This is a genomic window from Planctomycetota bacterium (genome assembly GCA_018242585.1).
In the GTDB taxonomy this organism is placed as follows: domain Bacteria; phylum Planctomycetota; class Planctomycetia; order Pirellulales; family PNKZ01; genus JAFEBQ01.
Genome location: JAFEBQ010000024.1, coordinates 111,949 through 123,717, shown reverse-complemented (window position 1 = coordinate 123,717; position 11,769 = coordinate 111,949). Strand labels below are relative to the sequence as shown.

The 11,769-nt window shown below is 63.5% G+C and carries 9 protein-coding genes; 3 read left to right on the top strand and 6 right to left on the bottom strand.

What is annotated here, in order from left to right:
• Positions 1 to 35 precede the first annotated feature (35 nt).
• The 5 genes from JSS27_12345 to JSS27_12325 all read right to left on the bottom strand — a co-directional run bounded on the left by JSS27_12345 (position 36) and on the right by JSS27_12325 (position 6,551).
• Positions 36 to 1,295 (bottom strand): cysteine desulfurase-like protein, encoded by a 1,260-nt coding sequence (locus tag JSS27_12345; GenBank protein MBS0209731.1) that lies wholly within the window; start codon positions 1,293 to 1,295, stop codon positions 36 to 38.
• 342 nt (positions 1,296 to 1,637) lie between these two features.
• Positions 1,638 to 3,425: a hypothetical protein gene (locus tag JSS27_12340; GenBank protein MBS0209730.1), complete on the bottom strand. Its 1,788-nt coding sequence runs from the start codon at positions 3,423 to 3,425 to the stop codon at positions 1,638 to 1,640.
• Entirely contained in the window at positions 3,422 to 4,402 is a 981-nt protein-coding gene (locus JSS27_12335; protein ID MBS0209729.1) for a glycosyltransferase family 2 protein, read from the bottom strand. The genes JSS27_12340 and JSS27_12335 overlap by 4 nt, the downstream gene beginning before the upstream one ends.
• A gap of 213 nt (positions 4,403 to 4,615) precedes the next feature.
• The gene (locus JSS27_12330) at positions 4,616 to 5,566 is read right to left on the bottom strand and encodes a flippase-like domain-containing protein (protein MBS0209728.1); all 951 of its coding nucleotides are present in this window, start codon (positions 5,564 to 5,566) and stop codon (positions 4,616 to 4,618) included.
• 199 nt (positions 5,567 to 5,765) lie between these two features.
• Complete coding sequence (locus JSS27_12325) at positions 5,766 to 6,551, bottom strand: DUF3800 domain-containing protein (GenBank protein MBS0209727.1); 786 nt, start codon at positions 6,549 to 6,551, stop codon at positions 5,766 to 5,768.
• Between the two features lie 171 nt (positions 6,552 to 6,722).
• Here JSS27_12325 and JSS27_12320 point away from each other — a divergent pair, with 171 nt between their 5' ends.
• The 3 genes from JSS27_12320 to JSS27_12310 all read left to right on the top strand — a co-directional run bounded on the left by JSS27_12320 (position 6,723) and on the right by JSS27_12310 (position 10,829).
• On the top strand, positions 6,723 to 8,228 hold the full coding sequence (locus JSS27_12320; protein ID MBS0209726.1) for an AI-2E family transporter: 1,506 nt from the start codon (positions 6,723 to 6,725) through the stop codon (positions 8,226 to 8,228).
• Between the two features lie 27 nt (positions 8,229 to 8,255).
• Entirely contained in the window at positions 8,256 to 8,981 is a 726-nt protein-coding gene (locus JSS27_12315; GenBank protein MBS0209725.1) for a hypothetical protein, read from the top strand.
• Between the two features lie 216 nt (positions 8,982 to 9,197).
• Positions 9,198 to 10,829: an arylsulfatase gene (locus tag JSS27_12310; GenBank protein ID MBS0209724.1), complete on the top strand. Its 1,632-nt coding sequence runs from the start codon at positions 9,198 to 9,200 to the stop codon at positions 10,827 to 10,829.
• A 394-nt stretch (positions 10,830 to 11,223) separates the two neighbouring features.
• On the opposite strand, the gene JSS27_12305 is transcribed toward JSS27_12310, so the two are convergent.
• Positions 11,224 to 11,442 carry a hypothetical protein gene (locus JSS27_12305; GenBank protein MBS0209723.1) on the bottom strand — a complete coding sequence of 73 codons (219 nt, stop codon included), beginning with the start codon at positions 11,440 to 11,442 and terminating at the stop codon, positions 11,224 to 11,226.
• Positions 11,443 to 11,769 lie beyond the last annotated feature (327 nt).

Below are 11,769 nucleotides of genomic sequence, written 5' to 3'. Positions count from 1 at the left end.
TTCGTGCTGATTCTCGGTACGCACAGATGCGTGCCCTACAATTGTTTTAGCACGTCCAATGCCCGATTGATTTCGGCTTTCGTGTTGTAGTGCAGCATGCCCAGTCGGAGCATCCCCTCGGGCTCCAGCCCCAGCGACTCGGTCAGCGGCAGCGCGTAGAAATTGCCCGCCCAGGAGAACACGCCCGCCGCGGCCAAGCGCTCGGCCAGCTCGCGCGCCGGCAAACGGCGATGGGTCAGGCCAAACGTCGAGACGCGCTCCCCCAGCAGCTCGGGCGCGGTAATGCCCCACACGCGCACGTCACTCAATCGGGCCAGGCCGGTCAGCATGTGTCGCGACAACTCGCGCTCATAAGCACTGATCGCCTGATACGCTGCCGTCAGCGCGGCGCGCCGTTCGATTGCATTGGGCTCGGGCGCGGCCGGCTCGCACGCGCGACCAAGATCGGCCAGGTAATCGATCGCGGCCAGCACGCCGGCGATTCCTTCGTGGCTTTGCGTGCCGGTCATCCACTTGCCGGGCAGCTCGTTCGGCGCCGGTCGCAACTTGTACGCCACCAGCGATTCGAGCAGCTCGCGCCGCCCCCACAGCAAGCCAACGTGGGGCCCAAAAAACTTGTAAGCCGAGCAGACACAGAAATCGCAGTCCCACGCCGCCACGTCGATCATGCGATGGGCCGCGTAATGGACGGCGTCGACGAACACCAGCGCCCCGACCGCGTGGGCCGCGGTGGCGATCTCGGCCACCGGGTGTACCGTGCCGACGGCGTTGCTGGCCGCGCCGACCGCCACCAGCCGCGTGCGTGGCGACAAGGCCCGGCGAAAACTATCGAGGTCAAGCGTGCAATCGTCGGCCCGCACTTCGATGAACCGCACGACCACGCCGGCGTCCTGGGCCGCCAGGATCCAGGGCGTGAAGTTCGCGTCGTGGTCGAGCCGGCTGACGATGATCTCGTCGCCGGCGCGCCAAGTGCGGGCCAGCGCCCGGCTGAGGGCGAAGGTCAGCGAGGTCATGTTCTGGCCAAAGGCGACCGTGCCGGCGTCCTCGCTGCCGAACAGCGCGGCCGCGGCCCGATGGGCTTCGTCCAACAATGCGTCGCTTTCGATGCCCGTGGCGAAACATCCAGCGTGGTTGGCGTTGCAGTTCGCCAGGTATTCGGCGATGGCGTCAATCACCCGCTGCGGCACCTGGCTGCCGGCCGGGCCATCGAAGAACACAGCCGGCGCGCCGTTGACAGTGCGCGCGAGAGCCGGGAACTGGCTGCGGATGGTTTGAATCGTTTGGTCGTTGAACATTCGTGTCCGTTGTCAGTTGCGGTTTGTCCGTGGTCAGTTGTCAGTAGTCCGTTGTAGTCCATTGCTTTGCGTCCCTGACGCGGCAACACGCAAACACCCCACCCTTTCAGGGAGGGGTTGGGGGAGGGTCAACGCGCTCACATCCTTGCGGTATTGAGTTCAGAGTGCCGGCGAGTTGTGCCATGCACCAAGCCGGCAGCGTTTTCACCCTCACCCGCTTCGCTGCGCTCGCGACCTCTCCCATCAAGGGAGAGGTGTAAGGCAGCGGCCGCGGAGCGACCGAATGCAGTTCGGCCGTCCCGACTAGCAACAAGCAACCAGCAACTCGCAACTTTTCCCAGGTCACCGCGGCCCCAAACCAATCAACCCGCGTTCCAGCAAAAAATCCGTCAGCCACGGTTGCGTCCAGGGATTCCAGGTCGGATAGGTGACCGACAGAACGCTCATCACCAGCAAGATCAGGCACGCGCCGCGCAGGATGCGGTTCTTGCCCGCCCCGTCGGCGGCCGGCAGCATCATCACCAGCCATAGCGGCGCCATCCAGAACGCCCAGCGAAAGCCGCTGGTCATGCCGCCGTAATTCCGATCGGCCATCGGCCGCATGATGTAGAAGACGATGCAGACGGACGAGACGGCCAAGAGCGCCAGCGCGGCCCAGCGCATTCGCCCCGCGCGAAACAGCCAGGCCAACCCGCCGACCAGGGCCAGCAACCAAACCGGCGTCAGTGAGAAGATGCCGTGATGACCAACCAGGGCGTGAAAGGCGTAGATCGCCTGGTCCGGCTCGCCACGGTCGATGGCGCTTTGCTTGGTCGGGTCGCTCCAATAGCTGGGAATCACCCGTTCGCCGCGCTTGTAGTCAAAGAAATACCAGCCATAGCGCTGCTGCGGCGCGGCTTTCGCCGCGGCGGGTGTTGCCGCCGGAGCGTTCGGCGCAGGCGCGCCGGGGGCCGCCGCAAAAGGATCCGCTGGCGCGGCAGCGGGAGCCGCAGCCGGAGTCGTCGCCCCGACCGCCGGCGCTTCGTCACCGTGCCGCATGGCATAGGCCGGCAGCAGCGTCTCGTGCGCGGCATAGTTCGTGCCGAAGAAAGCTCCGACGACGATCAGCGCGCCAGGCAGCGCGGCAAACAGCGTCTTGCGCCACGACGTCAACAGCAGCGCCACGAACAACGCGGCGCACAGCGCCAAGGCCGGCAACTCGCACGCCGCCGCAAAGGCCGAGAAGAAGCCAGCCAGCAGAAACTGAAACCAGCTCGTGTTCCTGTCGATGTAGACTTTCAGGGCCGCGTTCAGCCCGATGGCCGCCGCATAGGCCGCCGGCAAATGGTTGGTCAGCACCACGGCAAATGTTGACAGGAAAGTGGCGAACACGGCGCAGGCCATGGCGAACAGCCGGCCCCAATCGCTGCGGCCGTAGCGCTCGACCATCTGGGCCACAGCGATGAAGTAGAAAATCGCCGGCAGCACGTTGACCAGAATCAGTAGCGTGCGCCCGACGAAGTAAGGATGAGTCCCGAGCGTCCAACCGCTGGCGCGGACGATCACCCAGTAAGGGCCCGCGATCAGGGACGACAGGAACGGCGGCTTGCTCGAATATAGGTGCCCTTCGTCCGCGGCCAAGCGCGCCGGCGGCGTGGGCAGCTTGCCATGCCCGTCATGCTTGACCATGTCGATCGTATCCCAGTTCTCCTGGTTCACGATGTTGTCGATCTGGTACGTCCCCAACTCGACCAGCGAGCGGACGGTACACCAGCGGCTCCGGTCGTTGCCACTCAGGAACGGACGCTGGATTATCCGCTCGGGCTGCGTCTTGCGCAGCACCGCTTCCTGGCCGATCTTGTCGACCGAGTTCACCGCCAGGATGCGTCCCGACATGCCACCGACACCGACGACGATCAGCACGGCATACAAGCTGCGACGCAACGCGACGCGGGGATCATCCTCGGTCTTCGGCTTGGCCGGCGGGGTCGTTGGCTTGGTGGCCGGCGCGTTCGGCTTGCCCTGCGTACTCGATGACGACGTGCTGGACGGGGCGACGTTGAACGTGCTGCCCGAAGCACTGGGCTTGTTGGGCGCGTTGCCCCCCGGCTTGTTCGATGGCTGCGATGGTTGATTGGGCTGGGCGCTCATGGCTTGGGCGTGGGGTGTGGATCGGCCGGCGCGACGGTCTGCTCGGCGATCGAATAGGCGTCGGTCGTGCGGCTTTGAAACGAAGTAATCATTTCAGCCAACAACCCGATCGAAAGCAATTGCCCCCCCAGCAGCAACATCCCCACCGAGTAAATGACAGCAGGCCGCTGGTGCAGCTTGGGATCGATCCCTTGCAGCGTGTTCACCAGCCAATATCCGGCCAGATAAAGCAACTCGGCGCCGCCGGCCACAAAGAACAACAGCCCCAAGGTTCCCAGCAAATGTTGCGGCCGCTGGCCGAAACCTGTCAGGAACGTCACGGTCAGCAGGTCGAGAAAGCCTTTTACGAACCGGCGGACACCGTATTTCGACTGGCCGAACTGTCGCGGGCGATGCGTGACGACCATCTCGCCGACCTTAAAGCCACGCGCCGCTGCCAGCACCGGCACGAAGCGGTGCAGTTCACCGTAGAGCTGGACCTCGCCCAGCACCTCGCGACGGTAGCACTTCATACCGCAGTTGTGGTCGTGTAGCTTGACGCCGGTCAGCCAACTGACCATGCCGTTGAACACCCGCGACGGCCCGACCTTGTGCCAGGGGTCGTGGCGGACCTGCTTCCAGCCGCTAATCACGTCGAGATGTTCGTCATCGAGTTGCTTCAAGAATCGCGGAATCTCGGCCGGGTCGTCCTGCAAATCGCCGTCGAGCGTGATCACAACATCGCCGGTCGCCGCGCGAAAGCCCGCGGTCAGCGCCGCCGCCTTGCCAAAGTTGCGGCGGAAGCGAATGCCATGTACGCGGGGGTCTTGCTGGGCCAGGCCGCGTATGGCCTTCCAGGTGTCGTCGGTCGAGCCGTCATCGATGAACACGATCTGCAAGTCGTAACCCTGGTCGCGCGCGACGGCGCTCAGCTCGCCGTGCAGCGTGCCGACGCTTTCGTCTTCGTTGCAGACCGGGATGACTGCCGAGATTTTCATCGAGCTACTGTTTGATTAGAAACACGCTTGCTCAGAAACATAATTGTCCAGAAACACGAGTGCTCAGAAACAAGTCTTGCCGAGAGAAGAACCGTGCGGGGGCAGGCGGGCCGGGGCCGAGGTGGGACCACTATGGTCGTCGACCGTCCGGGCCGCGTCAATTGCCGCCTTGTTTAATGCGTTTTCAAACCAAGTACAGGTCGAGCGTCAGTTTCAGCCGCGTCGCGCCGCTGGATATAGGATAATTGAAACCAGCAGTTCAGCCACTAGCGCCACCACGCGCGAAACCAGGGCCGTGACCAGCGCCGCCGATTCGCCGTCGGCCGCGAACAGCGGGGGCAACAGCGCCAACAGCACCGTCTCGCGAACCACGGCCCCGCCGGGCACGAGCGCCACAAAGCCGACCACGATCGACAGCGCGCCAGCCGCCGTGCAAAAGATCAAACCTTGCAGGTCGAACGAGGGCGCTAAGAGCCCCGTGGCGATGGCGGCGGCCCACAAGCTCGCTCCGTGCAGCGCCCAGCCTGCCGCCTCGACGCCCCAGCCTGTGAGCAACCAACTCCACGGCGCGGCCACCAGCCGGTCGAGCGAAGCGGCGTCAACCTTGCCCCGCGCGACGCGCGATACGACCGCGCGAAACACCGCGGGCAACGTGCCGACGCCCGCCCCCACGGCGCAGCCTAGGGCCAGCAACATCAGCCAGGGCTGATCGCGAAAGCTAACGGCCAACAGCGCGCCGGCGCAGAACGCGCCGACGGCCATCATGGTCAATGTTTCCAGAAACACGCTGGCCGCGGCCACGGGAGTGTTGACGCCCGGGCCGCTGACCAGCCCCGCGCGCAGCACGACGACCAACGCCTTGCCCGGGACGTATTTCCCCAAGTGGCCGATGCAGTAGGCGCGCAACGTGCGCAGCCAACCGACCGGCTGGTTCAATTGCCCGAGCGCCCGCCACCAGAACGTCCCCCAACAGGCCAGCGCCGCGATGTAGAGTGCCGCCGACGCGGCCAACCAGCCGGGGCGCAACTCGGCCGGCGACCAGGCATGGCGCTCCAACTCGGCCCAGGCGACCACCAGCGTTTTCCAGACGCCCCACACCAGCGCGGCGACAATCGCGCATTTGAGCGTCAGGAACACCAGTCGTCGCAGCCGCGGTCGATTCAACGTGAGACTCGCATGATTAGGCCCAATCTGCGGCTGCATATCGGATTAGGTGAATTCGGGCTGTAAATGGCATAGTTTTTGTTCTTGTTCGACCGAAGAATGCGACATACGATTTAATTGGATCTGAAATCCGGGTAAGTCCGGAGAGTAGGATCCACCAGGGCCTCCGCAAGGGGGCCCCATTTTTTTGCGCCGCCGCTCATAGGCGTACGATCCCCTCAGGGTCTTTATTCGAGGCGAGTTTGCACAGCACCGGATCGAGCCGCTTGAAATAAGCATTGCCGCCATGCTTTTTCATGTACGCCGATGGCTGTACATACTGCTTGAGGAGAAACACGGCACAGTCCGCCGCCTGAATGAGATACGAATGTTGCGAATCTCGCACCACGGGATCTTCAACAATGGCTCGGATCGGCTGGTTGTGGTAAACGAACGTCCCGGATCGTTGCTGCACCTTGAGTTGATTGCTAAGCCGCATCGAATCGAGAAACCGTTTTAGTCTCGGTCCATCGGTGGCGTCGGGAAAGACGATCCCCCGGTCGTCGGCGTTCTTCGGATCGGGAAAGTTCTGAAAACGAATCGTATTCTCGAAGCGCTGGAACAGCGAATACCAAGCCCAGCGAAAAACCTCGTCTTTGTTGGGCGCGTGACCTGTCCGCTTATCGACGACCACGTTGATCAGGTTCACGTCTGACAAAGTTGCGATCTCATCCGCAAAGTGACGAATGATTGCCGGTCGCTGGTGCTTCGCAAGCTGCCGGAGCGAAAGAGCAATCTTCGAGGGCTTGGAAATCATGTCCGCCGCGTGTAGCTCGTCGTCCAGGTAAACCTTGTAGCGACGCTTGAGCCAGTGTCGGAAACTGAGCAGTTGCACCATCGTGTCGCGCCAACGCAACTCATGCACCACCAGGCCCGTCAGGCAAAAGTGGCTCGACGGCGAGCCGTCAACCGGCAGGCCGCAGTCACCGCTTTCGTCGACGTACATGAGGTACACGATCTTGCTCTGTTTTATGGTGACTACAGGCCGCCGTTTGCGTTAAGACAGCGGCAGCCGTTTGATCTTAGCGACTTCTCGATCCAATTCGACTACAATAACCGGTCAGCCAACGCGGCCGTGAGGGGACAGGGCGAGGCGAGCCGGGAGATTTGCGTGCGAATGAAGCGACTCTTCTCTTTTCTGGTGCTGATCGGCATCGTCGCCGTCTTTGGCTTTCTGTCGTTCGAGGTGCTGTCCGGCTTTTTGCTGCCGCTGTTTCTGGCGATCTTGCTGGTGGTGATCTTCCGGCCGTTGCACCTGCGACTGTCGCAGCGACTGGGCGGGCGCGAACGATTGGCCGCCGGTATCACCACGTTGAGCGTGCTGCTGATTTTGTTACTGCCCGCCTTGTGGATCGTGACGCGGGCCGCCACCGAGTCGATCTCGCTAGTCAGCGACTTTGACCAGCAAAGCATGCTCAAGCAGGCCGACGAGTGGCGGCGGAAGTTCGACCTGGACTTGCCCGGCCCGCTGGCCGAGCAACGCTTGGGAGAGATCGAAGCGTCGTTGCACCGCCTGGGCGAGCCGAGCCAGTTCCCCTTTGGCCGCGACGACTCGATCAGCCGGCAACAAACGATCGAGCGGCTGGTGCTGCTGACCGGTCAATTTGTCCACGAGTTGTGGCCCGCCGAGGTTGGCGCGCCGACTGACGAAGCCGTGGCCGCGCGGCAAAAAGTTCTCAGTGATCGGATCGCCGCCTTTCAGGACGAACTGGGCGAGTTGCTGAAAGCCCGCAAGGACGATGCGGCCTTCCGTGCCGCGCTGGCCAAGGCGTCGGGCACGTTCGAGGAACTGCGGTTGTCGATCTATGGCGGGCCGGTTCGCTCGTGGGTCAAGCATTTGCTGCGCCTTGACCCGGCGCAGGTCGACCAGATTCGCGAAGAGGTTCGCACGCTCGCCGGCCCGATGGCCGTCGGCACGACGCAGTTCGTCGGCACCATGCTGCTGCAAGTCTTCGTCGGGCTCGCCGTGATGACCGTGGCGTTGTACTACTTTCTGGCCGACGGCCCGGCTATGATCGATCACTTGATGACGTTGACACCGCTCGAGAACCGCTACGAAGTACAACTGCTCGACGAGTTCAGCCAACTGATGCGGGCGATCTTGCTGGCCATGCTGCTGTCGGCGGCCGTGCAGGGCATTCTGATGAGCGGAGCGTACTTGTGGTGCGGCTTTGAAAGCGTGTTTCTGTTGACGGTGCTGACGATGGTGCTGGCGATCGTGCCGTTCGTGGGGGCGATTCCGGTCTGGGGCTCGTGCTCGTTGTGGCTGCTGATCCACGACGGTCGGCCACAGGCGGCGGCGGTGCTGGCCGTGTATGCCATCGTGGTGGGCGTCGTCGGCGACAATGTGATCAAGCCGTTGGTGCTGCACGGCCGGTCGAATTTGCACCCGCTCTTGGGCTTGTTGAGCGTGTTGGGCGGGGCCCAGGCCTTGGGACCGATCGGCATCGTCGTCGGCCCGATGGTCGTCGCGATTTTGCAGACGTTATTATCGATGTTGCGCACCGAGTTGGCGACGCTCGATCTGCGGGGCAATGAAACACGCCCGGCGGTCCCCACGATCAGCAGTTCGCCCGAGGCCACGAACGAGGCCGCTACCGTACCGACCGGATCGGCGAGTTGAGCGACGCGAGAAAGAAGGAAACTAGCGATGTTCCGCACGAACTGTCAGCGGTGGTTACGTGGTGGGCTGTCCGTCGTCGGGCTGATGGCGATGCTGGGCGTCGCGCGCTCGGCCGCGGGGCAGATCGCCTTGCCTCCCCCGCCGGACCCGTTCCCCTTGGCCAATACGATGGTCGCGCCGCCGGTGGTTAGTGCGCCGGCTGAGACTGGTCCAAAGCTGATCGCGCCGCAGTTGCCTGCCGAGCAAGAATCGACACCCGCACCTTCCCTTGCGCCAAGCGGCGAAACCGCGACGGCCGCGAAGCCAGCGACGGTGACGTCAAGCGCCGCGGCCACAAATGCGCCGACCAGCGTGGCCGCATTGCCCGCGACCAACGCGCACCATGAAAACGCGTACCTGCCGGGGAGCACGGGGCGGCGCATTCGCCCGACCGATGTCACCGGGGAGCCTGAGCCGGCGCGATTCGATCCGCAGGTCACGCCGGCCAGCGCCCAGATGCCAGCGCCGCCGCTGACGGCCGTTGCATCAGCCGCCGCCAGCAACCCGCCGGCCGTGGAACCGCCGTCACCGTCCGAGTTGAAGATTACCCACACGGCGGCCAAGGCGACGACCGACGAGCCGCGCCCGTGGCTGCCGCTGATGGTGGCTTTGATCGCGTTGTTCGCGTCGCTGGGAGCAAACATCTACCTGGGTTGGATCACCCGCGACCTGCACGCCCGCTACCGCCGCCTAACCGGCTCGCTGCCTTCGTGATTCACCCTTATGTGCCGCGCGCCGTCATTCCCGCGCAGGCGGGAATCTAGAGTGAAGTCTTTCCACTAGATTCCCGCCTGCGCGGGAATGACGGAAGATATGTTGAAAGTCTTCATATAGATCAGCCCGTAGGGTACGCACCCCGTGCGTACCATGCTGTGGCCAAACGAAACTTTAGGTACGCACAGATGCGTACCCTACCAGAGGAATCGCATCATGCCGCGCACGCTTTTGGTTCTTCTCGTTGCCGGCCTGGTTGGGCTTTGCTCGTTACAAAGCTACGCTGCCGACGCGCCGGCCGAGCGGCCGAATATAGTTGTCGTGCTGGTCGATGACATGGGCTGGTCGGACATCGGTTGCTACGGCAGCGAGGTCGCCACGCCGCGGCTCGATGCCCTGGCCGCGAACGGCTTGCGCTTTACTCAGTTCTACAACACGCCGCGCTGCAGCCCGACGCGGGCCGCGTTGCTGACCGGGCTCTACTCGCACCAGGCCGGCCTGGGCTGGCTCGATAACAAAGTTGAACCGGAGTCGAAGGGGTTTCACGGCCGGTTGTTGCCGCGCTGTGTGACCATGGCCGAGGTATTGCGCGAGGCGGGCTACCTGACCGCCATGACCGGCAAGTGGCACTTGGGGCAACAGAATGGCACGCCGCCGTGGCAGCGCGGATTTGACCGTTCGCTCAACGCGCGGTACGGCGAGGTTTATTTCCCCCGCGAGTCCGACCGGCCGGGGACCGAGAACCTGTACCTGAACGGTCGCGAGATTGCGAAAGATTCGCCCGAGCTGGGGCGCGACTGGTACTCGACCGATTTGTTCGTTGACTGGGGGCTGAAGTTCGTCGATGAAGCCCAGGCGGCGAACAAGCCCTTCTTTCTGTACATTGCTCAGGGAGCGGTGCATTTTCCGCTGCGCGCGCCGGCCGACATGATCGCCAAGCAGCGCGGCCGATATGTGCAAGGTTGGGACGCACTCCGCGCGTCGCGGCACGCCAAGCAGATCGAGCTGGGCCTGGTCGATTCAGCCTGGCCGCTCGCGCCGCGCCCGGCCGAGTCGCCGGCTTGGGACACGCGCAATGAAGAGCAGCAGGAACGGTTCCAGCGGATGATGGAGGTCTATGCCGCGATGATCGAGTGCATCGATCGGAGCATGGGGCGGCTGGTCGATGGCCTGACCGAGCGCAAGCTGCTGGACAATACGCTGATCCTGTTCCTCAGCGACAACGGCGGCAATGCCGAGGGTGGCCCGCCGGGCACGACGCGCGGCGAAGGACCGATCGGTGGGCCCGACTCGTACGTGCTGTTGGGCATGAACTGGGCCACGGCCGCCAACACGCCGTTCCGCCGCTACAAGCATTTCACGCACGAAGGGGGCATCAGCTCGCCGCTGGTCGTGCATTGGCCGCGCGGCATTCCCGCCGAGCGGCGCGGCAGCCTGGAGAAGCAGCCGGCGCATTTGATCGATGTGATGGCCACGGCGGTTGACCTGACGGGCGCGAACTATCCGACCGAGTTCAAGGGGGAGAAGATTCTGCCCATGGAAGGGGTGTCGCTGCGGCCGGCGTTCCATGGGCAGTCGCTCGCGCGCTCGCAGCCGATCTTCTGGGAGCATGAAGGGAACAAGGCGGTTCGCGACGGACGGTGGAAGCTGGTGCAAAAGTGGCGCGGCCCGTGGGAGCTGTACGACATCGACGCCGACCGGACCGAGCAGCGCGACCTGATCAAAGAACAGCCCGCGGTGGCCGCGCGGATGGAGCAAGCATGGCAGGCATGGGCGGCGCGATCGTTCGTCGACGACTGGCCCGGCCCGGATCACACCGACTGGGGCGCGGATATCAAAAAGCAGTAGGCGCGCGGCGGGAAGTGCTTCCGCAGAGTCGTGTAGCCCCGGTTGCTTGCCAACCGCGTAGCCGAGCACGGCTAGACAGTCTCAATCGTGAACGACCTGAATGAAAACCCTTCTCCCCCGGGGAGAAGGTGGCGGCGCTAGCCGACGGATGAGGGTCGCGCATCAGTCGCGCGCGGCTCCGAGCGCCGAGTGGACCCTCATCCGGCCTTCGGCCACCTTCTCCCGGCGGGAGAAGGGTTCGCGCGCTCGGTGGTGATTGAGGCCCTCGCGCTGGCGCTCGTGAAACCGAATTGGGTAGCACCGGTTGGCGAGCAACCGGTGCTACCCCGCTGTAGTTGTTTGAAAGGTCAGGTTCACCGTACCTTGGCTCTTTCGTAGTGGCGGACACTTAGCGCTACTTGCTTTTCAATAGCGTAATTGCTCGCACCGACTCGAAGGGGAGCGTGACATCGTGCCGGTCGGCGCGAGTCCATTCGTTCGAGACATGCACGTCGCCGATGATCGGAATCTTGTGAAGCGTCATGGCGCGCGTTCGCTCCACCGTGATCACGACGGTTTTTTTGTCGGCTGACTTGAGAACTCCTTCGTACGACATCGCTGAGTCGTTTTCCATGCGCGTCGAAACCTGACATCTGACGCCCGTGAGATCAAACGCTGGAGTCGGTTGCTCGTCCTCGGCTGTTGCGTTCAGCGTCAGACTGAACAACAGAAGAGTCGCGGACAACGGTAAGCAACGGCCGAGCATAATCGCCTCCAATAAATGAACCACGATATGAGTTGGCATCTTAGCGGCCCAAGTTTTTTGGCAGCTAGGCCAATATGCTCGTCGAGCCGTTGCTAGCAGGCGCAGCGCGCAAGATGACGTGGGGAAAGCTGCGAATTCGCGAACGAGGCGGCGCTTGTACCAATGCCTCTTGTGGCTGTCGCCACACCGGTTGAC